Source organism: Klebsiella sp. X13 (assembly GCF_003323835.1).
Classification (GTDB): Bacteria; Pseudomonadota; Gammaproteobacteria; order Enterobacterales; family Enterobacteriaceae; genus Klebsiella; species Klebsiella ornithinolytica.
This window is the reverse complement of the sequence record NZ_CP030874.1, coordinates 4,547,780-4,574,001: the sequence shown is the minus strand read 5'-3', so window position 1 is coordinate 4,574,001 and position 26,222 is coordinate 4,547,780. Positions and strand designations below refer to the sequence as shown.

Genomic DNA, 26,222 nt, shown 5'->3' with positions numbered 1-26,222 from the left:
CATTGATGAATGACGGGATTATCGTCATGGATAATATCAATATACTGTCCTGACTGAGAGGAGGACAACCATGACTGAACGTCTTTATTACACCTGCGATGAGACCGAGATGCGAGCTCTGGTCGTGAGTTGCCAGAGTGAGGCCGATGGCCGTTACGCTATTGAGCTGAACCAGACCTTGTTTCACCCGCAGGGCGGCGGGCAGCCGGCCGATCGCGGCTGGATTGGCGGTATTGCTGTTGAAGGCGTGGTGGCGCGAGGCGACAGCGTCCTGCACATTGTCGCGCAACCGCTGCCGCCTGGAGAGGTGGAGATTCGGGTGGATGAGGCTGCCAGGCGTCTGCACTCGCGGCTGCACTCAGCGGGACATCTGATAGGCCTGGCGGGCGAGCGGGCCGGCTGGCGCCCGGTCAAGGCGCACCACTGGCCCGGAGAAGGGCGGATAACGTTCACCGCTATCGGGTCCGCCATCGTGCCGGAGGCCAGTGCACTGCTGGCGACGATCGCGGGCTGGCAGGCGGAAAATCTGCCGCGGCATCTGACTTTTGAGGATGGGCGGCGTCAGGTCGGATTTGGATCATTACCGGCCTATCCCTGCGGCGGAACGCATGTTGCCAGCCTGTCTGAACTGGGGATGGTGACGATTAGCCAGGTAAAAATCAAAAAAGGTCAGCTGATCGTGAGTTATACGCTGGAGTGAGCGGCGACGCTGGCGGATTTTTGTGTGATATCAGTTGCAAAGTCGCCCGACTCATCTGAGGTTAATCGATTAATCTGCTAATCTTATTCTGTTGTTCTCCTCGGGCCGGAGACAAATATGAATCCTTCCTTTATTCAGCCACCGCAGGTGGTCTGGGCCAGCGGCGCACTTGCCGATGGCCCGTTGTTACGTAAATCAACGCGCATTGCGGATCTTGCGCAGGTGTTCGCCGATGAGCGCGCGCGTCAGGGAATGGTGGGCGAGCTGGTCGTTTATGATGTGGAAATGCTTGATACCTCTTCAGCGGAAGGGGCGCTGTATACCGGCGTCACCCATCTTTATCCCGGAAAAGTGGGCAACGAGTATTTTATGACCCGCGGGCATTTTCATGCCCGTCGTGAACAAGGCGAAGTCTACTTTGGTCTGCGGGGAAGTGGTCTACTGCTCCTGCAAGATGAGCAAGGGCAAGCGCGCTTTGAGCAGGTTTTTGCCGGGTCAGTACATATTATTCCTGGGTTCACCGCGCACAGGCTGATTAATACCGGGGGCGATACGCTTTCCGCGCTGGCGGTCTGGCCCGGCGTCGCGGGGCACGATTACGCAGCGCTGGCAAACGGCTTTGCGCTGCGGGTCTTTGAAGAGCATCGGACTCTCCAGGTAAAGGCGGTGCAGAATGACGAAATCTGACTGTTGTTACGGGCTGGATATGGCGATTCATCATCAACCGCTGGGTTTTAGCTACGGCAATGATGTCACCGGGCCGATGCCGGAAATCCGTCGTCTCGATCAGATTCGCGCTTCGCTGCGCGATCCCCACTGCGAAGGGCCGGAGGAGGTGTATGCCATCGCCATGGATGTGGCGCGGATGCAGGATCGTGAAGAGCTGAAAAAACGGATGCTGCTGTTTGGCGTGGTGACCTATGCCGCCGGACGACTGGGGGATGAACCGGTTCGCAGTCAGGGACATGTCCATCGCATCAGCCAGCACAGCGGCTGGTCGCCGCCGGAGCTGTATGAAATCTGGCAGGGGAAAGCCATTATCTACATGCAAGAGTATGTGGAGGACGACCCCGGTCGCTGCTTTGCGGTCATCGCCGGGCCGGGAGAAAAGGTACTGGTGCCGCCCGGCTGGGGCCATGCCACCATTTCGGCGAGCCCGGATGAACCCTTAACTTTTGGCGCATGGTGCGATCGCGAGTACGGTTTTGAATATGATGCCGTGCGCGCCCGAAAAGGGCTGGCCTGGTATCCGCTGCTGCAGGATGAACAGATTATCTGGTTGCATAATTCGCACTATATTCCCGGGCGCTTACAGGCTATTACCCCCCGGCAGTATACGGAGTTTGGCATTACCTCCGCGCCAGTTTATCAGCAGTTTATTGACGATCCTGCCCGCTTCCAGTTTATCTCCCGCCCGGATAAGACAGCGGAATTATGGCGGAATTTCCATCCATAGCAAAACCGGGGCATGCCCTAATGCCGATCGTTTAAGGGGCGGCTGACCGATCCGGCAGAGGTGTAAGAATCAGCCATCTCAAAGAGATTGCCGATTTTTTATGGGCGCTGTCAGGTTTTCAACATATCTGCAGGAGTTTCTGTCCCGTCGTTCGCACAAACCACCGTTTACCGGCATTGCGCTGGCCTGCGATAAACCCAAAAAATGCGGGTCACCTTTAAGTGACCCGCATTAGGGCATCGCCCCGGTTTTTTGACGTTGGGCGGATATTCACGCTATCCGCTGCGTTTGTCCCGGCCCGCGCGACGCGACCGGGACATTTTCACAACACCATCCGATATCAGCCGGCAAACAGACCGCTCACCACGCCGAGTGCGGCCAGTACCAGCAGCAGCACCATCGCTTTTACCGGTGAAACCCCGCGTTTGGCCATCAAATACCACGTCCCCAGCACCACCACAAGCGGCAGCAGCTGCGGGAAGATGCCATCCAGCATCTGCTGAACGTGAATATTGACCCCGTCTTTGGTGACGAATTCCAGCCCGGTTCCGAGTTTAACGTAGCTTGCCGCAACGCCACCCATGACGAAAACGCCCAGCAACGACAAGGCTTCACGCAGGCGGGTAGACTTACTGCTGACCAGCATCTCTACCGATCCGGAACCCATTTTGTAGCCTTTGAGAAACAGAAACCAGGAGCCGGGAATAATGATGCCCAGCCAGGCGACGGTATAGAACAGCGGCCCGAGAATACTGCCACCGGCCGCCAGCGCCATACCGATACTCAGCAAAATCGGGATAAGCATGCCGGGGATCATTGAATCACCGATCCCGGCGATCGGCCCCATCAGGCCGACTTTCAGGGTGTTGATCGTTTCACCATCGATCGGTTCGCCGTTGGCTTTTTTCTCCTCCAGCCCCAGCGCCATACCGTTGACGATCGCGCCGATCTGCGGCTCGGTGTTATAGAACGATGCGTGACGGCGCAGCATTTCGGTGCGCTGGGCGGCATCGGGATAGAGTTTTTTCGCCACCGGCAGCATGCTCAGGCAAAAGCCGAAGGATTCCAGGCGTTCAAAGCTCATTGAAGAGAGGTTGTGCATCATCCACGCGCGCCAGCAGCGGCGCAGGTCTTTGCGGGTCAGGGTACGTTCTTCCATCAGAATTCATCCTCATCATCGACGACCGGTTTTGCGCCAGTGCTCTGCTGCGGCTCCGGTTTGTAGTTGTAATGGATTAACGCCAGCAGCGAGCCCACGATCACCAGCGCGACCATATTGAGCTTTAAAAAGACGATGCAGACGAAACCGACGAGAAAATAGATCAGCATGGTGTAGTTTTTGATGATCTGTTTGAGCAGGATAGCGATCCCCACCGCAGGCAGAATGCCGCCCAGCACGTTCATCGTCGACAGAATGATTTTGGGCAAACTGTCCATAAAACTACTGATGTACTGCGCACCGAAATAGACGGCGATAAAAGTCGGTACGAAGCGTAAAACGAAGTTCGTCGCCTGGGGCCAGATGGCGCTGTTGAGATAAATTCCGCGTTCGTCGCCACGATCCAGCGCAACATCGGCCCGATGGTTCCAGAAAGAGTTCAGTACCATCATGGCGTTAAACAGAATGGTTCCGGCGATACCGATGGTGGCCGCCAGCGCCACCGCTACTTCCGGTCCTTTCCCTGACAGGATCCCGAGGGCGATGGCCGGGTAAGCGACAAAGTTAAGGTCGGCCGGCATCGACCCGCCCGGTGTCACCATGGCGATATAGACGGCCTGGACCGCCACGCCGATCATAATGCCGGTTTTGACATCGCCGAGAATAAGCCCGACCAGCATGCCGGAAACCAGCGGCCGGGTGATCAGATACCAGCCGCCGGTCAGCCCCAAAAGCCAGGGGCTACTGAGGGCGCCCAGATAGCAAAGAAAGCCTATCAATGTCGCTTCGATAATCATCATCCGCTCCTTATTTCAGCTTCTGCCGGGCGTCCTGCCAGCTGTAACAGCCGGCATCCGGGACCAGGCGGAATTCAACAAGATGTCCGTGCTGCACCAGCCAGTCAAAGGCGGCTATCTCCTCCGCGTTGACCGATTGGTTCGGGCCAATGGTTCGGGTATCGGCGCGGGCGCTCATTGGGCCAACGTTAATTTTGCCGTTGGCATTTTTCAGGCTGATACCGGCTGCTTCGATGCGCTGGAGCGTGACGGGGGATTTGCCGATCACGAAGTAACGCTTATCGCTGGCGATCACTTTGGGCAATTTTTCGATAGCTGTCGCGGTGTCGAACAGCCAGACTTTGGTGTCCTGAACCGCGCCTTTCATCACGGATGAGAGCAGCGGATCGGCCGCGACGGCATCGTCAATGGCGACGATGCCGTCGCAGGGCAGCTCTTTGGCCCAGCGTGTCACGAGCTGCCCATGAATAACGCGGTCGTCGATACGTACAAAAGAGATACTCATAGCGGTTTCCTTTAAAAATCATCGGACTGAACGGATATCGTCGGGGCAGCCATGACCAGTGTCGGTACGGTTAACGCCAGCAGCTGTGCGGCAGCATCGTGCACATCCGTTAAATGGTGAACCTCGTCGCTTTGCAGCAGCATCGGAAAATTGACCCCCGCCACGACGGCGACCGGGGGGATCGTCTGAGAGGAAAACGCGTGCTGGCAGGCGATGTTCCACGGCGTACCGCTTTGCATATCGCACAGCACCAGCACGCCATCGGCGTTTTGTCCGGCGCTGGCCAGCGTGCGGGCGAAATCCTCTCTGAAGCCTTCAATGCCGGCCTGCTCGCCGAGCGTCACGGCGAAGACATGAGGTAATTCGCCGTAAACCATGCGGCCGCTTGCAAGCAGGGCGTTCGCCAGCGGGCCGTGGGTGGCAACAATAACGTTGATCATGCGCTTATCCTCTTACCCAGGCTTTAATGGTGGCGAGCGGCTGTCCTGAGCCTTTGCCCGACGGTGAAATGCGATACTCGCCCACTGCGGCGGGAATAATAAAGGTCTCGGCATAGTGGACGACGAAAGGCGCGAAGGCGCCGCTCGGGCTGTCGACGATGGCCTCATCACCTTCGACCAGGTTGAGAACGTTCACTCCACCCTGAGTATGATGAGTGACCGGCGCGGTGAACCAGTGGCGGCGGGTTTCGATAAATTCACGCTCGTGCATCCCGGTTCGTTCTTCACGCCAGCCTTCGCCTTCGGCTACGGGTTCGACCTGGTTTACCAGGTTGTCGGCAACCCAGCGGGTGTCACGCTGCCAGTCGATAACCTGCTCCCCGTGTTCCAGATGGACGGGGCGCGGCAGACCATCTAAACCTAAACGCCCCCAGTCCCACAGCTTGAAAGTAAAAATGTACGGCGTGGCGCTGATTTCGAGGACCATCGTGCCGCTGCCCGAACAGTGAACCGTGCCGGCAGGGATCAGGAAGTGATCGTGCTTGCGTGCCGGGATCTGGTTAACAAAGCGGGCATCGTCGAAGGTTTTCTCCCCGCGCGCGGCGGCCTTGAGATCGTCCAGCATCGCCTGCGGCTCGATTCCGGTTTTGGTTCCGAGATAGACCACCGCGTGCGGTTGCGCTTCGAGAATGTAATAGCTTTCATCCTGGGTATAGTGCATCCCAAACTGTTGCTGGATGTACTCGGTGACGGGATGAACCTGGAAGCTCAGGTTCTGGCCGCCGATAGTGTCGAGAAAATCAAAGCGGATGGGAAATTCAGCGCCAAACCGGGCGTGAACCTTCTCACCCAGCAGCGCGCGAGGGTGAAGTAAAACCAGGTTTTGTGAGGGGATCTCGATCCGCACCTGACCAAAGCGCAGTAACAGGCTGTTTTCCTCGGGCACGCAATCAAAACACCATGCGTAATTGGGCGCGGAGGGATCGAGATCGAATTGCTGTTTCATCCACTGACCGCCCCAGACGCCGGGATCGAAGAACGGGGCCACGCGGAACGGACGGGTGGTGGTTTGCCGGAGGCCGGCGCGTAGCGCTTCGCCGCTGACCAGCGTCGGCGCCTCTTTTTGCGTGGTATCAAGCAGATAGTCGGCGCGTTTGAGCAGCGGCGTTTTGTGGCGATCGAAGACGCGCCATTCGATAAAAAAGGCGCGCTTATAGCGACGGAGGATGTCCTCGTCCTGGTTGTCCGCCCCCCAGTTTCCGAGGCCGTCATGGCGCATGCGCTGCTGAATTTCCCAGCGCGGCATATCGGCATAGACCAGCACATCGCCCGGATGAACGAGCGCGGCGCCGGGACCATAAATAACGATGAGGCCTTCGGTCACGGCATCGACCTGCTGACGCAACTGATGTAACTTGTCGGCGTTAAAAAACTCCTCCAGGTGATGACAGGAGAGGACCCCGAAAACACGGTCATCGGTCAGGTTACGCGCCAGCAAATCGTGGAGCGCCTGCTGATCGCGGCGGGCGGATTCGACGTTCAGCACCCGCGTCGCGTTCAGTGACGGCAGCAGACGCTGCTCCAGTTCGTCAAGCCGGACGCCGGGATAGCAGTCCACAACCAGTACGGTTCTGGAGGAGGCTGAAGCCCTGAGGTTAAGCGTCGCTTCGATGGATTCCCAGCCCTGCCAGGCCTGGTCGTCATAACCCTGAACCGTAACTTCAGGGAATTTATCATAGGTCGTTTGCATTATCTGTCTCCGTATTGGCTAAATGAAGATTAATCGATTAACCTTGTTTTGACAGTATGGTTAACGCGATTAACCCGCCATAATGAGCAAGTAAAGCGGCAAGGTGAGCGTTATTGTGAGTCCTGTCACAAGGAAAAATGCAATTTTTAGGTTATTCGATTAACCTTCGCTAAACGAACGGGAGAGATCATGACAACAGTGACGCTGGCACAGGTGGCTGAACGGGCAGGGGTATCCACGGCCACCGTTTCGATGGTGTTGCGTAACCGCGGGCGGATTTCGCAGGCTACGCGCGAACGTGTGCTGAAGGCGCTGGATGAAACTGGCTATGTCTACAATCAGACCGCCGCCAATCTGCGTAATCGCAGCAGCAACCAGGTTGGGCTGCTGCTGCATGACATCACCAACCCGTTTTACGGTGAGATGACGGCAGGCTTAAGCCATGAAATGGAGCGGCATGATTTGCTGTTATTTCTGGCCAACAGCGAAGAGTCAGGCGAGCGGCAGCAAAAGTTTGTCGACTCGCTGATGCGCAATAGCGCCTGCGGCATGGTGCTGTGCGCGGCGCGGGAAACTCCGGCCTCATTTTTTGAGGCGCTGAAAAGACGCAATATTCCCGCCATTATGGTGGTGCGCCCGCTCAGCGATCCGGATTTTGATTTTGTCGGGACCGATAACTTTCTCGGCACGCAGATGGCCACGGCACACTTGCTGAAAATGGGGCACCGACAGATTGCCTTTATCGGCGGTAGCCTGAGTTCCGGTACCCGCGCACAGCGTATTGGCGGGTTCACCAGCACGCTCCTGGAGAGCGGGATCTCGCCGCGTCCGGAGTGGATCGTCACGGCTCAGGCCAGCCAGATCGACGGCGCGAAAGTGGCCGAAGCGCTGCTGACCCGCTATCCGCAAATCACGGCCGCAGTTTGTTACCAGGATATTGTTGCGCTGGGCGTGATGCAGGCGCTGCGTAAAACCGGACGTGAGCCGGGCCGTGATTTTGCGCTGGTGGGATTTGACGATATTACCGAAGCCGCGCTGGTTCAGCCGGCGTTGACGACCGTTTCGGTGGCAGCGAAGGAGATTGGCCGCAAAGCCGGCGAGCTGCTGTATAGCCGTATTCAGGGCAATGATGAACCGCCGAAGCGCATTATTTTGCCGCCGGCGCTGGTGGTTCGCGAATCCTGCGGTTTTCGGCACAGGATTAACGCTCCGGACGAGTGAGAAACGATGCCGGCGTATAGTTTTTACTGATATCGAACGCCGTTTGTCATAAATTTCTAATTATCGGTGTTTTACAGTAGCGGCTCATCGACGGGCTGGTTAATCTGGAAACAATTTACGTTAAGTTAACAAAAGAGAATAGCTATGCATGATGCACAAATCCGCGTGGCCATCGCAGGCGCGGGCGGCCGGATGGGACGCCAGTTAATTCAGGCAGTACAGCAGATGGACGGCGTGGCGCTGGGCGCTGCGTTGGAGCGCGAAGGTTCTTCCCTCCTTGGGAGCGATGCCGGTGAACTGGCCGGGGCCGGTAAAGCGGGTGTCGCGGTGCAAAGCAGTCTTGCGGCGGTCAAAGATGATTTTGATGTGCTAATCGATTTCACCCGTCCGGAAGGTACGTTAAACCACCTTGCTTTCTGCCGCGAACACGGCAAAGGGATGGTGATTGGTACCACCGGTTTTGATGAGGCCGGGAAACAGGCCATTCGCGATGCGGCGCAGGATATTGCCATCGTTTTCGCGGCCAACTTCAGCGTCGGCGTCAACGTGCTGTTAAAGCTGCTGGAGAAAGCGGCGAAGGTGATGGGCGACTACACCGATATCGAAATTATTGAAGCGCACCACCGCCACAAAGTGGACGCACCGTCGGGCACCGCACTGGCGATGGGCGAGGCGATTGCCGGCGCGCTGAACAAAGATCTGAAGGATTGCGCGGTCTGCAGCCGTGAAGGGCATACCGGCGAACGCGTCCCTGGGACCATCGGCTTTGCCACCGTGCGCGCCGGGGATATCGTTGGCGAGCATACCGCTATGTTTGCCGATATTGGTGAGCGTATTGAAATCAGCCACAAGGCATCCAGCCGGATGACTTTTGCCAATGGTGCCGTTCGTTCCGCATTGTGGTTAAAAGATAAGAAATCAGGCCTTTTCGATATGCGTGACGTGCTTGATCTCAATGCTTTATAAGGTTTATTACCCATCGTGATGTGGTTATTGCATTCAATATGTAATTGATTGCAAAGGGCAATATTTTATTGCCCTTTTTATTTTTTGCTTCTTCATCAATAAAAGATGATGAAGTGGCTATAATATTAACTTATCCATTCGTTTTTTGTTGTGTTATTGTAAATTTTGACCATCTGGTCTACTTTTTTGCTCTTGCACGCTCTGTTTTGCAATCTTCCAGGTCCGCAAGCGTTTTCTCTGCATAGTTTGTTGATCTTTTTGCCTGCTAACGCAGTGCTGAGAGGTCAGTGACGTGAAAAGAGATAAAAAATATCGGCTTTAAGTTGACTTTTACCCGACATCTCTCCAGAATGCCGCCGTTTGCCAGAAATCCATAGGTAAGCAAATTTGCATTGATTCATGTCATGCACATGCATTAATATGCAAATAAAGTGAGTGAATATTCTCTGGAGGGTGTTTTGATTAAGTCAGCGCTATTGGTTCTGGAAGACGGAACCCAGTTTCACGGTCGGGCCATCGGGGCAACGGGCACGGCGGTTGGGGAAGTCGTTTTCAATACTTCAATGACCGGTTATCAAGAAATCCTCACTGATCCTTCCTATTCCCGCCAAATTGTCACTCTTACTTATCCCCATATTGGTAATGTCGGCACCAACGCCGCCGATGAAGAATCTTCTCAGGTACATGCGCAGGGTCTGGTCATTCGCGACCTGCCGCTGATTGCCAGCAACTTCCGCAATACCGAAGACCTCTCTTCTTACCTCAAGCGCCATAACATCGTGGCGATTGCCGATATCGATACCCGTAAGCTGACGCGTTTGCTGCGTGAAAAAGGCGCACAGAACGGCTGCATCATCGTGGGTGATAACCTGGATGCGCAGCTGGCGCTGGAAAAAGCCAAAGCGTTCCCGGGCCTGAACGGCATGGACCTGGCGAAAGAAGTCACCACTTCAGAAACCTACAGCTGGACGCAAGGAAGCTGGACGCTGGCGGGCGACCTGCCGGAAGCGAAAGCGGAAAGCGAGCTGCCGTTCCACGTTGTAGCCTACGATTTTGGCGCCAAACGCAACATCCTGCGCATGCTGGTTGACCGCGGCTGCCGTCTGACGGTTGTGCCGGCGAAAACCTCTGCCGAAGAGGTGCTGAAGATGAATCCGGACGGTATCTTCCTGTCCAACGGCCCTGGCGACCCGGCGCCGTGCGATTACGCCATTGCCGCGATTGAGAAATTCCTCGAGACCGATATTCCGGTATTCGGCATCTGCCTCGGCCATCAGCTGCTGGCGCTGGCGAGCGGTGCGAAGACCGTTAAGATGAAGTTCGGCCACCACGGCGGCAACCACCCGGTTAAAGATATCGATAATAATGTGGTGATGATTACCGCCCAGAACCACGGTTTTGCGGTAGACGAAGCCTCCATGCCGTCTAACCTGCGCGTGACCCACAAGTCGCTGTTCGACGGAACGCTGCAGGGCATCCACCGCACTGACAAACCGGCGTTTAGCTTCCAGGGCCACCCGGAAGCGAGCCCAGGCCCGCACGATGCCGCGCCGTTGTTCGACCATTTTATTGCATTAATTGAGCAGTACCGCCAGTCCGCGAAATAATCAGGAGAAAAGAGCCATGCCAAAACGTACAGACATAAAAAGCATCCTGATTCTTGGCGCTGGCCCGATCGTTATCGGCCAGGCTTGCGAATTTGACTACTCTGGCGCCCAGGCCTGTAAGGCCCTGCGTGAAGAAGGTTACCGTGTCATTCTGGTGAACTCCAACCCGGCCACCATCATGACCGACCCGGAAATGGCCGATGCGACCTATATTGAGCCGATCCACTGGGAAGTGGTGCGCAAAATTATCGAAAAAGAGCGTCCGGATGCGGTACTGCCGACTATGGGCGGCCAGACGGCGCTGAACTGCGCGCTGGAGCTGGAACGTCAGGGCGTGCTGGCCGAATTCGGCGTCACCATGATCGGCGCCACCGCCGACGCGATTGATAAAGCGGAAGACCGCCGTCGCTTCGATGTGGCAATGAAGAAAATCGGTCTGGATACCGCACGTTCCGGTATTGCGCACACCATGGAAGAAGCGCTGGCGGTGGCCGCTGACGTGGGCTACCCGTGTATCATCCGTCCCTCCTTCACTATGGGCGGCACCGGCGGCGGTATCGCTTACAACCGTGAAGAGTTCGAAGAAATTTGTGCCCGCGGGCTGGATCTCTCTCCGACCAACGAACTGCTGATTGATGAATCGCTGATCGGCTGGAAAGAGTACGAGATGGAAGTGGTGCGCGATAAGAACGACAACTGCATCATCGTCTGCTCCATCGAAAACTTCGACGCCATGGGCATCCATACCGGTGACTCCATCACGGTCGCCCCGGCGCAAACCCTGACCGATAAAGAATATCAGGTGATGCGTAATGCATCGATGGCGGTGCTGCGCGAAATTGGCGTCGAAACCGGCGGCTCTAACGTGCAGTTTTCCGTTAACCCGAAAGACGGCCGCCTGATTGTTATCGAAATGAACCCGCGCGTATCACGCTCCTCCGCGCTGGCATCCAAAGCGACCGGTTTCCCGATTGCCAAAGTGGCGGCCAAACTGGCGGTCGGCTACACCCTGGATGAGCTGATGAACGACATCACCGGCGGCCGTACGCCGGCCTCGTTCGAACCGTCCATCGACTATGTCGTGACCAAGATTCCCCGCTTCAACTTTGAAAAATTCGTTGGCGCTAATGACCGCCTGACCACCCAGATGAAATCCGTGGGTGAAGTGATGGCGATTGGCCGCACCCAGCAGGAATCCCTGCAGAAAGCGCTGCGCGGCCTGGAAGTAGGGGCCACCGGTTTCGACCCGAAAGTCAGCCTCGACGACCCGGAAGCGCTGACCAAAATTCGCCGTGAGCTGAAAGATGCCGGCGCCGAGCGTATCTGGTACATCGCCGATGCGTTCCGCGCGGGGCTGTCCGTGGACGGCGTCTTCAACCTGACCAACATCGACCGCTGGTTCCTGGTACAAATTGAAGAGCTGGTACGTCTGGAAGAGAAAGTGGCTGACCTTGGCATCACCGGTCTGACGCCTGACTTCCTGCGTCAGCTGAAGCGTAAAGGCTTTGCCGATGCTCGTCTGGCAAAACTGGCCGGCGTTCGTGAAGGTGAAATCCGTAAGCTGCGTGACCAGTACGACCTGCACCCGGTCTACAAGCGCGTGGATACCTGCGCGGCGGAATTCGCCACCGATACCGCCTACATGTACTCCACCTATGAAGACGAATGTGAAGCGAACCCGTCCGTTGACCGCGATAAAATCATGGTCCTTGGCGGCGGCCCGAACCGTATCGGTCAGGGTATCGAATTTGACTACTGCTGCGTACATGCTTCACTGGCGCTGCGTGAAGATGGTTACGAGACCATTATGGTTAACTGTAACCCGGAAACCGTGTCTACCGACTACGACACCTCCGACCGTCTGTACTTTGAGCCGGTGACGCTGGAAGACGTGCTGGAAATCGTGCGTATCGAGAAGCCGAAGGGCGTTATCGTCCAGTACGGCGGCCAGACGCCGCTGAAACTGGCGCGTGCGCTGGAAGCGGCCGGCGTACCGGTTATCGGAACCAGCCCGGATGCGATTGACCGTGCCGAAGACCGTGAACGTTTCCAGCAGGCGGTTGACCGTCTGAAGCTGAAACAGCCGGCGAACGCCACCGTGACCACCATTGAGATGGCCGTTGAGAAGGCGAAAGAGATTGGCTACCCGCTGGTGGTGCGTCCGTCCTACGTCCTGGGCGGTCGGGCGATGGAAATCGTCTACGACGAAGCCGACCTGAAGCGCTACTTCCAGACCGCGGTCAGCGTCTCGAACGACGCGCCGGTTCTGCTGGACCGCTTCCTTGACGATGCGGTCGAAGTCGACGTTGACGCTATCTGCGACGGCGAAATGGTGCTGATTGGCGGCATCATGGAGCACATCGAACAGGCGGGCGTGCACTCGGGCGACTCCGCATGTTCTCTGCCGGCCTACACCCTGAGCAAGGAAATTCAGGATGTGATGCGTGAGCAGGTACAGAAGCTGGCCTTTGAACTGCAGGTCCGTGGCCTGATGAACGTCCAGTTCGCGGTGAAAAACAATGAAGTGTACCTGATTGAAGTGAACCCGCGTGCGGCGCGTACCGTACCGTTCGTCTCTAAAGCCACCGGTATCCCGCTGGCCAAAGTGGCGGCGCGAGTGATGGCTGGCCAGACCCTGGCCCAGCAGGGCGTCACCAAAGAAATTATCCCGCCGTACTACTCGGTGAAAGAAGTGGTGCTGCCGTTCAACAAATTCCCGGGCGTTGACCCGCTGTTAGGGCCAGAAATGCGCTCTACCGGGGAAGTGATGGGCGTGGGCCGTACTTTCGCCGAAGCGTTCGCTAAAGCACAGCTGGGCAGCAGCTCAACGATGAAAAAACAGGGCCGCGCGCTGCTCTCCGTTCGCGAAGGCGACAAAGAGCGTGTCGTAGACCTGGCGGCGAAACTGCTGAAGTTTGGTTTCGAACTGGATGCGACTCACGGTACCGCGATTGTGCTGGGTGAGGCGGGGATCAACCCACGTCTGGTGAATAAGGTGCATGAAGGTCGTCCGCACATTCAGGACCGTATTAAGAATGGCGAATACACCTACATCATCAACACCACCGAAGGTCGTCAGGCGATTGAAGACTCCAAGCTGATTCGCCGCAGCGCCCTGCAGTACAAAGTGCATTACGACACCACCCTGAACGGCGGTTTCGCGACGGCGATGGCGCTCAACGCCAACGCCATCGAGAAAGTGACCTCGGTTCAGGAAATGCACGCGCAAATTAAAAAGTAAGCTGCCTCGATAATATCGGGTCGCGGAACACCAAGGGTTGACGAGAAATCGTCGGCCCTTTTTTTATCCGCGCCATCTTCGGAGAGTTCTGCTTTTCACGGTCCGTCCGGTGAGGCTAACTATAGTTAGCATCATAACGATATCAATTGACGGAAAGACAGGAGGATACAATGCGGAACAAAATTCTGATGGCATCCGCGCTGGCGGCGACGGCAATGTTGTTTGTGGCGGGCTGTTCATCGAACCAGTCGCTGAAAACGACAGACGGTAAAACGATCGTGACTGATGGCAAGCCGCAGGTGGATGATGATACTGGTATGGTGTCGTACAAAAATGCGGAAACCGGCCGGACTGAACAGATCAATCGCGATCAGGTGAAGTCGATGGATGAACTGGATAACTAAGGGTTATCCGGGGCCCCGCGAAGGATCTCGTGGGGCTGATTACGGCGGGACCGCTACAGCAGAGCGTTATCTATCTTAACGATAATTTTGCGCAGCGGCGCGCCGGCATCCATCGCGCCCATCGGGCGGTGCAGTTCGCCCGGGAATAAAATGGCCAGCTCTTCCGGGTGCAGATGAATCAGCGTTTCGCTGCTGATTGCCTCACAAAAGCCAATATCATGGGCCTCTTTGAACGGCCCGTCCGGCGCGATCGGCAGACCTTTGTTGCCGGCGCCGATTATCTCAACGCCCGCCAGTACAATATGAATATCAATATACTGACGATGAAATTCCGGGCGCTGCTCCGACAGCGGACGCGTCTGACCCTCAACGACGGTAAAGAACAGGTTATCGCCATCGACGGTATATTTGCCCGGAGGCAGGGTGTGGGGATCCTGCTGCGCAACGGCCTGGAGCGCTTTTTTAATGACCGCCGGATAGAACGCATTTTTGGCGGCGGCGCTTAAGGTATCGATAATCATGCCGGAACTCCCTGTGCTGGTTGAGGGGTAAGTAATGTGAGCGATTGCGCCACGATGGTGGCGACGTCGGGGGCGATATCAACGGCGACGATATCACCCTCGCTGGCATCCGGTGTTTCCAGGGCGGCAAACTGGCTGCGCAGCAGCGCTTCCGGCATAAAGTGGCCCTGACGTCGCTGCATGCGTTGAAGAATGCACTCATACTCCCCGGTCAGCCACAGAAAACGCAGATTACCGCTGCCTTCACGCAGGCGATCGCGATAGCGTTTTTTCAACGCCGAGCAGACCAGTACGCCGGATTCATTCTTTTGCTCGAGGCTGAAAATCACGTCGGCGATGCGCTCCAGCCAGGGCTGGCGATCGTCATCATCAAGCGGCTGGCTGGCGGCCATTTTGATGATGTTCTGCCGTGGATGAAGGTCGTCGCCGTCAATAAACTTTGCGCCAAGCGCCTGGGCCAGCGCCTGACCAACGGTGGTTTTGCCGGTGCCTGAAACGCCCATCAAAATAATGCATTGCCCTGCCATAATGCGCTCCTTAATCAGACGGCAACCAGCATGCCGCCGTCGACAAACAACAGATGACCATTGACGAAATCGGATGCTCTGGAGGAGAGGAACACCGCCGCACCGACCAGCTCTTGCGGATCGCCCCAGCGGTTGGCTGGCGTGCGTTTGCACAACCAGTCGGTAAAGGCGCGATCGTCCACCAACGCCTGGGTCATGGCGGTTTTAAAGTAGCCCGGTGCGATACCGTTGACCTGAATGTTATAGCGCGCCAGCTCGACGCACATGCCGCGGGTCAGCATTTTGACCGCCCCTTTGGCGGCGGCATAAGGCGTAATGGTGTCGCGTCCCAGCTCGCTCTGCATGGAACAGATATTGACGATTTTTCCGCGCTGGCGGCTCACCATACGTTTAGCCACGGCCTGCGAGACCAGAAATACCGCGGTTTGGTTCACGGAAATAACATCGTTCCATTCCTGTACCGGAAATTCGGTAAACGGATGGCGACGCTGAATACCCGCATTATTGAATAACACATCAATCGCGCCGATTTCTTCTTCGATTTTAGCAATCGCATTTTCGACAGCATCGGCATCGGTCACATTAAATACGGCCGAATGAGCAATCGCGCCTTCATCACGTAATTTCATCACCGCATCATCTGCCCGGGACGCTGAAATATCGTTGATAATAATTTCGGCGCCATATTGTGCAAGGCCCTGCGCCATGACAAAACCAATGCCTTGTCCTGCGCCAGTAATTAAAATACGTTTGCCTTGTAAGCTGAAAAGATCTTTCATCTTGATATCCTGATTAACGGCTGAATATAAATGACGGTGTGCGCTTTTATTCCTGATCCACAAAAAGGTGAAGCGGAAGAACCTGTGCTCTATATCACGGATTTTTGCCGCTTAAATCTGTGACAGAGATCACTCAAAACAGTGTTACGAAAAGGGGTTACGTTAAACGTGAAGCCGCGTGGAAATTACCGCTGCTCAAGGGGTTAACGCTGGAAGGGTTCGATTCTCTTTTTCTTCAGCGGCAGGCATAATGGCCTGATGCAGTGGATGTATTTGACGGGTCGATAGATGAAAGCACAACGCATTACGCTCAATGATATTGCAGCGCTGGCTGGCGTAACCAAAATGACCGTCAGCCGCTATTTACGTACGCCGGATAAAGTGAAACCGGAGACGGCGGAGCGTATCGCCAGCGTGATTGCAGAAATTGGTTACGAGCCCGATCCCGATAATCCGGCGATGACCAGCGTCGCCGTCCCACGCATCGGCGTGCTGATTCCCTCTTTTCATAATCAAATCTTCGCCGACCTGCTGGCCGGCATCGAGTCGGTGACCGCGGCCCACGGCTACCAGACGCTGGTGGTCAATTACGATTACGACCGTCAGCGTGAAGAGGAGCAGATTGCCGCCGTACTGGCCTTTCATGTCAAAGGCTTGCTGCTGACTGAGTCGCTCCATACGCTGCGGGCGGACAAATACCTCAATGCGGCAAAGATTCCGATCGCGGAGGTGATGGGGCTGGCGGAGAACCCGGGGCGAATCAATGTCGGTTTTGACAACTTCAAAGCCGGTTTTGACATGACCACGATGCTGCTGGCGAGCGGCAAGCGGCGCATTATCTATTTTGGGTCAATGTCCGATGTCCGCGATGAACAGCGCTACGCCGGCTACTGTCAGGCGATGGAGAATGCCGGACTGCCGACGGGGCGCATTGCCCCCAATAAGGTGTCGTCGGTGTCGATTGGCACCGGCATGATGAATCTGGCGCGGCAGATGTACGCCGCGATGGACGGGATCCTCTGTACTAATGATGACCTGGCGGTAGGCGTGTTACAGGAGTGCCTTGCATCGGGTATCGCAGTGCCGCAGGAGCTGGCGATCGCCGGTTTTCATGGCCTGGAGATTGGCCAGATCGTCACCCCGCGGCTGGCAAGCGTCCTGACCCCGCGCTATGAAATGGGTAAGGTAGCCACTGAGATTTTAATTAAGAAAATCAAAGGACTGCCAACCATAGAGAAAGTCGATCTGCACTACCGCCTGTCGATGGGCGAAACCATTTAATCCTGCCTGAACGGCGGCGCAGTCGTGTTAGCAGAACGTTAACGCCTCGTCGCTTGTCCCCGCTTAAAACCGGGTTTTTGTCTTAGCGATCACGGACGCGGTAACAGTAATTTTTAACACGATTCAGCGTGATGCAGATCGCAAAACGTTCGGCTAAAAAACCGTTTGATAGTGGCTACCGTCGTAATGAACCGTCAAACAGGTGATCTGATGAAGAGTACTATTACCCGCGCCATCCTCTTAGTGGCCCCCGTTATTGATGCTTTGCAGGAACAGCTGGCGGCCGACTTCCCGCTGCTGCGTCTGTACGAGCAGGAGGATCCCATCGCCTTCCTGCGTGAGCAGGGAGAGAATATTGCAGCCGTTGTCACCCGAGGGGATATCGGGGTACAGAACAGCGTCCTTGAACTGCTGCCGCACGTGGGTCTGATTGCCATTTTCGGCGTTGGCACCGATGCGGTGGATTTAGAGTACGTTCGCTCCCGGCAGATTCAGGTCTCCATCACTTCCGGCGTGCTGACCAACGACGTGGCGGACCTGGCGATGGGACTGCTGCTGGCCGGTTCCCGCAATCTGTGTCAGGGCGATCGTTTTGTACGTGAAGGCCGCTGGGAGAAGGGAGGCATGCCGCTGGCTACTCAGGTGAGCGGGAAACGTATCGGCCTGCTGGGGATGGGGAATATTGGTCAGGCGATTGCCCGCCGCGCCCGCGGTTTTGATATGCAGGTGCTTTATCACGACCGTAAACCGGTCCCGGGGCTGGATTACCAGTGGTGCGCCGATCTGCATACGCTGGCCCATGAGAGTGATTTTCTGGTGCTTGCCGCCTCCGGCGGTGAGGCAAATCGCGGGCTGATCGATTTTTCGGTCTTCAACGTCATGCCGAAACATGCGTGGCTGATTAATATCGCCCGCGGTTCGCTGGTGGATGAAAAGGCGTTGATTCAGGCGTTACAAAACGGTGTTATCGCCGGTGCTGCCCTCGATGTTTTTGAAGATGAGCCTCATGTCCCGGCAGAATTGATCGCGCTCGATAATGTGGTGTTGCAGCCGCACGTGGCCAGCGCCACCCATGAAACCCGACAGAAAATGAGCGAAGTGGTTTTGGCAAACGTCACGGCTTATTTCTCCGGTAACGTATTGCCGAACGCCATTAATTAATTCTCATCTCTTATTTCTGTGCCCGGCTCTAATTTAATGACAACAATAACCTCTGCATAGAGAGTACGAAATATGAATGATAAAATTCCCAGCACCCGCTGGCTGCGTATTATCACGCCGGTGTTGATTGCCTGTATTATTTCGTTTATGGATCGGGTGAATATTAGTTTTGCTTTGCCCGGTGGCATGGAAGCTGATTTAGGTATTACCAGTCAAATGGCCGGTGTGGCCAGCGGAATATTTTTTATTGGTTATTTATTTCTGCAAATACCCGGCGGGCGTATTGCGGTAAACGGCAGCGGTAAACGCTTTATTGCGTGGTCGCTGATGGCCTGGGCGGTGGTGTCGATTGCCACCGGTTTTGTGACCCACGAATATCAACTGCTGGTTCTACGCTTTATTCTCGGCGTATCCGAGGGCGGGATGCTACCGGTGGTGCTGACGATGGTCAGCAACTGGTTCCCGGAAAAAGAGCTGGGACGCGCCAATGCCTTCGTCATGATGTTTGCTCCGCTGGGCGGCATGCTGACCGCGCCGGTCTCCGGGGCGATTATTGCCGCGCTCGACTGGCGCTGGCTGTTTATTATCGAAGGCCTGCTATCCGTGGTAGTGCTGGCGGTGTGGTGGTTTATGATCAGCGACCGCCCGGAAGAGGCGCGCTGGCTGCCGGAGGCAGAGCGTCACTATCTGGTTACCACGCTGGCCGCAGAGCGGGCGGCAAAGCTGGCGGAAGATGCGGTCAGCAACGCGCCGGTCAAAGATGTTTTCCGCAATAGCGGGCTGATGAAGCTGGTGATCCTCAACTTCTTTTATCAGACCGGCGATTACGGTTATACCCTGTGGCTGCCGACTATTCTGAAGGGGCTGACCGGCGGCAGTATGGCCAGCGTCGGGTTTCTGGCGGTGCTGCCGTTTGTGGCCACGCTGGCGGGTATTTATGTGATTTCGCTATTCAGCGATCGCAGCGGCAAACGTCGTCTGTGGGTACGCTTCTCGCTCTACAGCTTCGCTGCGGCGCTGGTGGCCTCGGTGGTACTGCGTGAGCACGTGGTGGCGGCCTATATTGCGCTGGTGATTTGCGGTTTCTTCCTTAAATCGGCTACCAGCCCGTTCTGGTCGATGCCGGGGCGTATCGCTTCCGCGGAAGTTGCCGGTAGCGCACGGGGGGTGATTAACGGCCTGGGCAATCTCGGCGGCTTCTGCGGTCCTTATCTGGTTGGGGTGATGATCTATCTGTATGGCCAGAACGTGGCGGTCTGCGCGTTGGCAGGATCGCTCCTCATTGCCGGGACCATGACCTTCCTGCTGCCGAAACGCTGCGATCTTGAGATCGGCGAGCCCGCTGTCGCCGTCAGCAAGCAGCCGCGAAATGCCTGAAGGGTGTTGAGATAAAAACAGGTTGTGATTGTAAGCACTTCGATTAACTGACTACACTCTTGCTGATTACAACGAGAGTTAACGCAGGCTAATCAATGATTCTGATAATTTATGCCCATCCCTATCCGCATCACTCGCATGCGAATAAGCGGATGCTTGAGCAGGCAAGGACGCTGGATGGCGTAGAAATACGCTCCCTCTATCAACTTTACCCCGATTTTAATATCGACGTCGCCGCCGAACAGGCGGCGCTGGCACGCGCCGAGCTGATTATCTGGCAGCATCCGATGCAGTGGTACAGTGTGCCGCCGCTAATGAAACTGTGGATGGATAAAGTGTTATCGCACGGCTGGGCTTACGGACATAACGGCATCGCCCTGCGAGGTAAATCGCTGATGTGGGCGGTGACCACCGGCGGCGGCGAGAGCCACTTTGATATCGGTGCATTTCCCGGGTTTGATGTGCTTTCCCAACCGCTCCAGGCGACCGGTCTCTACTGTGGAATGAAGTGGCTGCCGCCTTTCGCCATGCACTGCACATTTATCTGCGACGATGAAACCCTTCAGGCGCAGGCACGCCGCTACCGACAACGCCTTATCGAATGGCAGGAGACGCATCATGGATAGCCATACGCTGATACAGGCGCTGATTTATCTGGGATCCGCCGCGCTGATTGTGCCGATCGCCGTACGCCTTGGGTTGGGGTCGGTACTCGGCTATCTGATTGCCGGCTGTATTATCGGGCCGTGGGGGCTGAGGCTGGTGACCGACGCCGAGGCGATTTTGCACTTTGCTGAAATCGGCGTGGTGCTGATGCTATTTGTGATTGGTCTGGAACTCGACCCGCAGCGTCTGTGGAAGCTACGCGCGTCGGTGTTTGGCGGCGGCGCCTTGCAGATGGTGGTGTGCGGCGTACTGATTGGCCTGTTTTGCATGTTGCTGGGGATGCGCTGGCAGGTGGCGGAGCTGATCGGCATGACGCTGGCGCTGTCGTCGACGGCGATCGCGATGCAGGCGATGAACGAACGTAATCTGACGGTCTCACAGATGGGGCGGAGCGCATTTGCCGTCCTGCTGTTTCAGGATATTGCGGCGATCCCGCTGGTGGCGATGATCCCGCTGCTGGCCGCCAGCGGTGGCTCTACGACGCTGGCGGCATTTGCCCTGTCCGCGCTCAAGGTGGCTGGCGCGCTGGTCCTGGTGGTGGCGCTGGGGCGCTATGTGACCCGTCCGGTATTACGCTTCGTGGCCCGTTCCGGTCTGCGCGAAGTGTTCAGCGCCGTAGCCCTGTTCCTGGTCTTCGGCTTTGGCCTGCTGCTGGAGGAGGTCGGACTGTCGATGGCGATGGGGGCCTTCCTCGCCGGCGTGTTGCTGGCGAGCTCGGAATATCGCCACGCGCTGGAAAGCGACATCGAGCCGTTTAAGGGGCTGCTGCTGGGGCTGTTCTTCATTGGCGTCGGGATGTCGATTGATTTCGGTACCCTGATGAGCCATCCGCTGCGCATTCTGGTTTTGCTGGTTGGTTTCCTGATCATTAAAGGCGCGATGCTGTGGCTGATTGCGAAGCCGCTCGGGGTGCCGCGCGCCCAGCGCCGCTGGTTTGCGGTTCTGCTGGGGCAGGGGAGTGAGTTTGCCTTTGTGGTATTCGGCGCGGCGCAGATGGCCGACGTACTGGATAGCGACTGGGCGAAAGCGTTGACGCTGGCGGTGGCGCTGTCAATGGCGGCAACGCCGATCCTGCTGGTGCTGTTGACCCGCCTGGAGAAATCATCCCGCGGCGAGGAACGCGAAGCGGATGAGATTGATGAAGAGCAGCCGCGGGTGATTATTGCCGGCTTCGGCCGCTACGGGCAGATCGCCGGTCGTGTATTGCTCTCCGGCGGGGTGAAGATGGTGATCCTCGATCACGATCCTGACCACGTTGATACGCTGCGTAAATTTGATATGAAAGTGTTTTATGGCGATGCCACGCGCGTCGATATGCTGGAGTCAGCGGGGGCGGCAAAAGCCGAGGTGCTGATCAATGCGATTGACGATCCGCAGGTCAGCCTGCAGCTGGTTGAGCTGGCAAAAGAGCATTTCCCGCATCTGCAGATTATCTCCCGCGCCCGCGATGTGGATCACTATATCCAGCTGCGTCAGGCTGGCGTGGAGGCCCCGGAGCGTGAAACCTTCGAGGCGGCGCTGAAATCCGGGCGAACGGCGCTGGAGGCCCTGGGCCTGGGCGCTTATGAAGCGCGCGAGCGCGCCGACCTGTTCCGTCGCTTCAACCAGAAAATGGTCGAGGAGATGGTGGCGATGGCGGAAAACGACGCGGCTTCCCGCGTGGCGGTCTTTAAACGCACCAGCGACATGCTGACCACCATAATTAACGAGGATCGTAACCATCTGTCGTTGGTTCAGCGGCATGGCTGGCAGGGAACGGAAGAGGGTCGACACACCGGAGATATTGCCGATGAACCGGAGAGTAAACCTTCTGCCTGAGTCGTGCGGCGGCCGTTACGTTTTGTTTACAGTTAACATTTTGTTTTCAGTTTAGTTCCTCAGCAGGCGGCTCACGTAGCTTACGTGGGCCCGCCTGCAAATCCGAAAATTTTCTTATTCTTTACTCTCCGCGCAGTCGACGAAGTATTACGCTTTACGTATAGTGGCGGCAATTTTTTGCATTCGGGAAATTTTCAATGATCAGTCTGATTGCGGCGTTAGCGGTAGATCGCGTCATTGGTATGGAAAACGCCATGCCATGGGACCTGCCTGCCGATCTCGCCTGGTTTAAACGCAATACCTTAAACAAGCCGGTGGTGATGGGGCGTCTGACCTGGGAGTCTATTGGTCGCCCGCTGCCGGGGCGTAAGAATATCGTTATCAGCAGCCAGCCGGGCACCGACGATCGCGTGCAGTGGGTGAAGTCGGTTGATGAAGCGATCGCCGCCTGCGGCGACGTTGAAGAGATAATGGTGATCGGCGGCGGTCGTGTCTATGAGCAGTTCCTGCCGAAGGCCCGGAAGCTTTATCTGACGCACATTGACGCCGAAGTGGAAGGGGATACCCATTTCCCGGACTACGATCCGGATCAGTGGGAGTCGGTCTTCAGCGAATTTCACGATGCCGATGCGCAGAACTCGCATAGCTACTGCTTCGAGATTCTCGAACGTCGCTGAGGGTATGCCGGGCAGCGCGTAGCGTTGGCCGAGGCAAGATGATGATATCCCGGATACCGCTTACCGCTATCCGGGATTTTTTTCAGGAGGCTACCGCCTCGCCTTCGTCCGGCTCTTTCTGCCGGTTTGAGGGCTGAGTAAAGTACTGCTTGTCTTCCCAGCGCAGGCAGGTGAGATCCCCGCCCCAGCAGCAGCCGGTATCGAGGGCGTATATCCCCTCCGGCGTACCGCGACCTTCCAGCGAAGCCCAGTGACCAAACGCAATGCTGTACTCGTTGCTCACCGGACCGGGAATGGCAAACCACGGTTTTAACGGCGCAGGGGCGTTTTCCGGCGCTTCTTTGGCATACATATCCAGCTGCCCGTTCGGGAAACAGTAGCGCATACGGGTAAAGGCATTGGAGATAAAGCGCAGGCGGGCGAGACCGCTCAGCTCAGGGCTCCAGTTATTCGGCATATCGCCATACATCGCGTCGAGGAAGAACGGATAGGAGTCGCTGGCGAGCACGGCTTCAACATCGCGCGCGCACTGTTTTGCCGTTTCCAGATCCCACTGCGGCGTAATGCCCGCATGGGCCATCACCAGCTTTTTCTCTTCATCAATCTGCATCAGCGGCTGACGGCGCAGCCAGTTGAGCAGCTCGTCGGCATCCGGGGCTTCGAGCAGCGATTTCAGGCGATCTTTGGGTTTGTTGCGGCTGATGCCGGCGAAGACGGCCAGCAGGTGCAGATCGTGATTGCCGAGAACAAGGCGCACATTATCGCCAAGGGATTTAACGTAGCGTAAAACCTCCAGCGAACCCGGGCCGCGTGCGACTAAATCGCCCGTGAGCCACAGCGTATCGCTCCCTGGGGTAAACGCCACCTGCTTTAATAACGCGAGCAGTTCATCGTAGCAACCGTGAACGTCGCCAATAAGGTATGTAGACATTGTTTTAGTGAATGAGCGTTGGTACTGCGAGACGGAAAACAGGGATATCGATCGAGAACGGCGCGCCGTTCACGTCGATCATTTCATAATGTCCCTGCATGGTGCCCAGCGGCGTTTCAATGACGGCTCCGCTGGTATACTGGAATTCACCGCCTGCGGGAATATGCGGCTGTTCGCCGACAACCCCTTCACCCTGCACTTCAGTCTCACGACCGTGGCCGTTGGTGATAAGCCAGTAGCGGCCAAGAAGCTGAACCTGAGTCCGCCCCAGATTGCGAATCGTGACGGTATAAGCGAAAACGTAGCGCTCTTCTTCCGGGGAAGACTGCGATTCGATATAGACGCTTTGCACCTGCACGCAAACTCGAGGCGAATTAATCATGGTTAGCTCTCCTTGGTGGGCGAGTTGTCAGATAGCCAGTTAGCCAGCTGACAGTATTGCGCCACGGAAATATTCTCTGCACGTTTTGCCGGGTCGATGCCCAGCTCGGTCAGTACCTCAACGCTGAACAGGTTGCCGAGGCTGTTACGAATCGTTTTACGACGCTGGTTGAAGGCCTCGGTAGTGATTCGGCTCAGCACGCGAACCTCTTTCACCGGATGCGGCAGCGTGCGGTAAGGCACCAGGCGCACAACGGCGGAATCCACTTTAGGCGGCGGCGTAAAGGCACCCGGCGGCACTTCGAGTACCGGGATAATCTGGCAGTAATACTGCGCCATAACGCTCAGTCGACCATACGCCTTGCTGTTCGGTCCGGCAACCAGACGATTGACGACCTCTTTTTGCAGCATAAAGTGCATGTCGGCGATGGCATCAGTATAGCTGAACAGATGGAACATCAGCGGCGTTGAGATGTTATACGGCAGGTTGCCGAACACGCGCAGCGGCTGGCCCATGGTCTGCGACAGTTCGCCGAAGTTCATGGTCATGGCATCTTGCTGATAAATGGTCAGCTTCGGCCCGAGGAACGGATGCGTCTGCAGACGAGCGGCCAGATCGCGATCCAGCTCGATAACGGTAAGTGCGTCCAGGCGTTCACCGACCGGTTCGGTCAGCGCCGCCAGGCCCGGACCGATCTCGACAATTGCCTGCCCTTTCTGGGGGTTAATGGCCGAGACAATGCTGTCGATCACGAACTGATCGTTGAGGAAGTTTTGCCCGAAGCGTTTACGGGCTAAGTGGCCCTGATGGACTCGATTATTCATTGCGTATTAACAATCATTTTGATGGCGAGATTAAGCGCCGTGATAAAACTGCCGACATCCGCTTTTCCCTGGCCCGCCAGTTCAAGCGCGGTACCGTGGTCAACAGAGGTGCGAATAAAAGGTAAACCGAGCGTAATGTTCACGCCACGGCCAAAGCCCTGGTATTTTAGCACGGGAAGGCCCTGATCGTGGTACATCGCGAGTACCGCATCGGCATTGTCGAGATATTTGGGCTGGAAAAGGGTATCTGCCGGCAGCGGGCCGCTCAGATTCATCCCCCGGGCGCGCATCTCTTCCAGCACGGGAATAATCGTATCAATCTCTTCCGTCCCCATATGCCCACCTTCGCCGGCGTGCGGGTTCAGACCGCAGACCAGCACGTGCGGCCGGGCGATGCCAAATTTATGGCGCAGATCGTGGTCCAGAATCGTTATCACTTCACGGAGCAAATCCGGCGTAATCGCGTCGCTGATCGCTTTCAGCGGCAGGTGCGTGGTTGCCAGGGCGACGCGCAGTTCTTCCGTCGCCAGCATCATGACCACTTTGCTGGCGTGGGCGCGCTCTTCAAAGAACTCGGTATGGCCGGTAAAGGCGATACCCGCGTCGTTGATATTGCCCTTATGGACCGGCCCGGTAATCAATGCCGCAAATTCGCCGCTCAGACAGCCGTCACAGGCGCGAGCCAACGTCTCAACCACATAGCTTCCGTTGCGCACGTTCAGCACGCCGGGTTCGACGGGGGCGTTCAGCGCGACCGGGAGGAGCGTCAGAGTGCCAGCGCGCTGGGCCGCTGCGGGAAGAGAAGGATCGTAGGGCAGGAGAGATAAAGGAAGACCGAGCTGTTGAGCTCGGTCAGATAACAGGGCGCCGTCGGCGCAAATCACCAGCTCTACCGGCCAGTCGCGCTGCGCAAGCTGTACAACAAGGTCGGGGCCGATTCCGGCAGGTTCACCGGGAGTGATAACAACTCGTTTCATACACTTCATCCTTCAGGACGTCTTTCTGTTGGCAACGCCGTCGGGTCCGCTCACA

The 26,222-nt window shown here is 56.6% G+C and carries 26 protein-coding genes; 14 read left to right on the top strand and 12 right to left on the bottom strand.

Annotation, left to right across the window (positions count from 1 at the left end; all coding sequences use genetic code 11):
- Positions 1-70 precede the first annotated feature (70 nt).
- The 3 genes from DSD31_RS21760 (at position 71) to DSD31_RS21750 (ending at position 2,156) form a co-directional block, all read left to right on the top strand.
- A complete protein-coding gene (locus DSD31_RS21760; protein ID WP_015585179.1) occupies positions 71-700 on the top strand; it encodes an alanyl-tRNA editing protein in 630 nt (209 codons plus the stop codon).
- A gap of 117 nt (positions 701-817) precedes the next feature.
- Entirely contained in the window at positions 818-1,387 is a 570-nt protein-coding gene (locus tag DSD31_RS21755; RefSeq protein ID WP_004857736.1) for a glucose-6-phosphate isomerase family protein, read from the top strand.
- Positions 1,374-2,156 carry a glucose-6-phosphate isomerase family protein gene (locus tag DSD31_RS21750; RefSeq protein ID WP_054829009.1) on the top strand — a complete coding sequence of 261 codons (783 nt, stop codon included), beginning with the start codon at positions 1,374-1,376 and terminating at the stop codon, positions 2,154-2,156. The genes DSD31_RS21755 and DSD31_RS21750 overlap by 14 nt, the downstream gene beginning before the upstream one ends.
- A 340-nt stretch (positions 2,157-2,496) precedes the next feature.
- Here DSD31_RS21750 and DSD31_RS21745 read toward each other — a convergent pair whose 3' ends face one another.
- From DSD31_RS21745 to DSD31_RS21725, 5 genes are read right to left on the bottom strand one after another with little or no spacing between them, the layout of a single operon-like run.
- Complete coding sequence (locus DSD31_RS21745; protein ID WP_004857740.1) at positions 2,497-3,315, bottom strand: PTS system mannose/fructose/sorbose family transporter subunit IID; 819 nt, start codon at positions 3,313-3,315, stop codon at positions 2,497-2,499.
- A complete protein-coding gene (locus DSD31_RS21740) occupies positions 3,315-4,112 on the bottom strand; it encodes a PTS mannose/fructose/sorbose/N-acetylgalactosamine transporter subunit IIC (RefSeq protein ID WP_004857742.1) in 798 nt (265 codons plus the stop codon). The genes DSD31_RS21745 and DSD31_RS21740 overlap by 1 nt, the downstream gene beginning before the upstream one ends.
- Positions 4,113-4,122: 10 nt before the next feature.
- Positions 4,123-4,617 (bottom strand): PTS sugar transporter subunit IIB, encoded by a 495-nt coding sequence (locus tag DSD31_RS21735; protein WP_004857744.1) that lies wholly within the window; start codon positions 4,615-4,617, stop codon positions 4,123-4,125.
- Positions 4,618-4,628: 11 nt separating this feature from the next.
- Entirely contained in the window at positions 4,629-5,057 is a 429-nt protein-coding gene (locus DSD31_RS21730; protein ID WP_004857747.1) for a PTS sugar transporter subunit IIA, read from the bottom strand.
- A 4-nt stretch (positions 5,058-5,061) separates the two neighbouring features.
- On the bottom strand, positions 5,062-6,807 hold the full coding sequence (locus DSD31_RS21725) for a class I mannose-6-phosphate isomerase (RefSeq protein ID WP_015585178.1): 1,746 nt from the start codon (positions 6,805-6,807) through the stop codon (positions 5,062-5,064).
- Positions 6,808-6,996: 189 nt separating this feature from the next.
- On the opposite strand from DSD31_RS21725, the gene DSD31_RS21720 reads away from it, so the two are divergent.
- The 5 genes from DSD31_RS21720 to DSD31_RS21700 all read left to right on the top strand — a co-directional run bounded on the left by DSD31_RS21720 (position 6,997) and on the right by DSD31_RS21700 (position 14,246).
- Positions 6,997-8,028, top strand: a complete 1,032-nt coding sequence (locus DSD31_RS21720) for a LacI family DNA-binding transcriptional regulator (RefSeq protein WP_004857750.1) — start codon at positions 6,997-6,999, stop codon at positions 8,026-8,028.
- Between the two features lie 144 nt (positions 8,029-8,172).
- The gene (gene dapB, locus DSD31_RS21715) at positions 8,173-8,994 is read left to right on the top strand and encodes a 4-hydroxy-tetrahydrodipicolinate reductase (RefSeq protein ID WP_113991303.1); all 822 of its coding nucleotides are present in this window, start codon (positions 8,173-8,175) and stop codon (positions 8,992-8,994) included.
- 458 nt (positions 8,995-9,452) lie between these two features.
- On the top strand, positions 9,453-10,601 hold the full coding sequence (gene carA, locus DSD31_RS21710) for a glutamine-hydrolyzing carbamoyl-phosphate synthase small subunit (RefSeq protein ID WP_004857753.1): 1,149 nt from the start codon (positions 9,453-9,455) through the stop codon (positions 10,599-10,601).
- 16 nt (positions 10,602-10,617) lie between these two features.
- A complete protein-coding gene (gene carB, locus DSD31_RS21705; protein WP_004857755.1) occupies positions 10,618-13,842 on the top strand; it encodes a carbamoyl-phosphate synthase large subunit in 3,225 nt (1,074 codons plus the stop codon).
- A gap of 170 nt (positions 13,843-14,012) precedes the next feature.
- Positions 14,013-14,246: a YgdI/YgdR family lipoprotein gene (locus tag DSD31_RS21700; protein ID WP_004857757.1), complete on the top strand. Its 234-nt coding sequence runs from the start codon at positions 14,013-14,015 to the stop codon at positions 14,244-14,246.
- A 53-nt stretch (positions 14,247-14,299) separates the two neighbouring features.
- Here the strand turns inward: DSD31_RS21700 and DSD31_RS21695 are convergent, their stop codons facing one another.
- From DSD31_RS21695 to idnO, 3 genes are read right to left on the bottom strand one after another with little or no spacing between them, the layout of a single operon-like run.
- Positions 14,300-14,767: a NanQ anomerase/TabA/YiaL family protein gene (locus DSD31_RS21695; RefSeq protein ID WP_004857760.1), complete on the bottom strand. Its 468-nt coding sequence runs from the start codon at positions 14,765-14,767 to the stop codon at positions 14,300-14,302.
- Entirely contained in the window at positions 14,764-15,294 is a 531-nt protein-coding gene (locus tag DSD31_RS21690; protein ID WP_044349188.1) for a gluconokinase, read from the bottom strand. The genes DSD31_RS21695 and DSD31_RS21690 overlap by 4 nt, the downstream gene beginning before the upstream one ends.
- 14 nt (positions 15,295-15,308) lie before the next feature.
- Positions 15,309-16,073 (bottom strand): gluconate 5-dehydrogenase, encoded by a 765-nt coding sequence (gene idnO, locus DSD31_RS21685; RefSeq protein ID WP_004857765.1) that lies wholly within the window; start codon positions 16,071-16,073, stop codon positions 15,309-15,311.
- Positions 16,074-16,361: 288 nt separating this feature from the next.
- Here idnO and DSD31_RS21680 point away from each other — a divergent pair, with 288 nt between their 5' ends.
- From DSD31_RS21680 to folA, 6 genes are all read left to right on the top strand, one after another.
- Positions 16,362-17,354, top strand: a complete 993-nt coding sequence (locus DSD31_RS21680; RefSeq protein ID WP_015585175.1) for a LacI family DNA-binding transcriptional regulator — start codon at positions 16,362-16,364, stop codon at positions 17,352-17,354.
- A gap of 210 nt (positions 17,355-17,564) precedes the next feature.
- Positions 17,565-18,515 (top strand): 2-hydroxyacid dehydrogenase, encoded by a 951-nt coding sequence (locus DSD31_RS21675; RefSeq protein WP_004857769.1) that lies wholly within the window; start codon positions 17,565-17,567, stop codon positions 18,513-18,515.
- A gap of 72 nt (positions 18,516-18,587) precedes the next feature.
- Positions 18,588-19,892 carry an MFS transporter gene (locus tag DSD31_RS21670; protein WP_004857771.1) on the top strand — a complete coding sequence of 435 codons (1,305 nt, stop codon included), beginning with the start codon at positions 18,588-18,590 and terminating at the stop codon, positions 19,890-19,892.
- 95 nt (positions 19,893-19,987) lie between these two features.
- Positions 19,988-20,518, top strand: coding sequence for a glutathione-regulated potassium-efflux system oxidoreductase KefF (gene kefF / locus DSD31_RS21665; protein WP_004857773.1), 531 nt, complete (start codon positions 19,988-19,990; stop codon positions 20,516-20,518).
- Complete coding sequence (gene kefC / locus DSD31_RS21660) at positions 20,511-22,376, top strand: glutathione-regulated potassium-efflux system protein KefC (RefSeq protein ID WP_004857776.1); 1,866 nt, start codon at positions 20,511-20,513, stop codon at positions 22,374-22,376. The genes kefF and kefC overlap by 8 nt, the downstream gene beginning before the upstream one ends.
- A 197-nt stretch (positions 22,377-22,573) precedes the next feature.
- Positions 22,574-23,053, top strand: a complete 480-nt coding sequence (folA, locus tag DSD31_RS21650) for a type 3 dihydrofolate reductase (RefSeq protein WP_004857778.1) — start codon at positions 22,574-22,576, stop codon at positions 23,051-23,053.
- Positions 23,054-23,135: 82 nt separating this feature from the next.
- Here folA and apaH read toward each other — a convergent pair whose 3' ends face one another.
- The 4 genes from apaH to pdxA are packed head-to-tail and all read right to left on the bottom strand — an operon-like array spanning position 23,136 to position 26,176.
- Positions 23,136-23,984, bottom strand: a complete 849-nt coding sequence (apaH, locus tag DSD31_RS21645) for a bis(5'-nucleosyl)-tetraphosphatase (symmetrical) ApaH (RefSeq protein WP_004857780.1) — start codon at positions 23,982-23,984, stop codon at positions 23,136-23,138.
- Between the two features lie 4 nt (positions 23,985-23,988).
- The gene (gene apaG, locus DSD31_RS21640; protein WP_004857782.1) at positions 23,989-24,366 is read right to left on the bottom strand and encodes a Co2+/Mg2+ efflux protein ApaG; all 378 of its coding nucleotides are present in this window, start codon (positions 24,364-24,366) and stop codon (positions 23,989-23,991) included.
- Between the two features lie 2 nt (positions 24,367-24,368).
- Complete coding sequence (rsmA, locus tag DSD31_RS21635) at positions 24,369-25,190, bottom strand: 16S rRNA (adenine(1518)-N(6)/adenine(1519)-N(6))-dimethyltransferase RsmA (protein ID WP_004857784.1); 822 nt, start codon at positions 25,188-25,190, stop codon at positions 24,369-24,371.
- Complete coding sequence (gene pdxA / locus DSD31_RS21630) at positions 25,187-26,176, bottom strand: 4-hydroxythreonine-4-phosphate dehydrogenase PdxA (protein WP_162786327.1); 990 nt, start codon at positions 26,174-26,176, stop codon at positions 25,187-25,189. The genes rsmA and pdxA overlap by 4 nt, the downstream gene beginning before the upstream one ends.
- Positions 26,177-26,222: the final 46 nt, after the last annotated feature.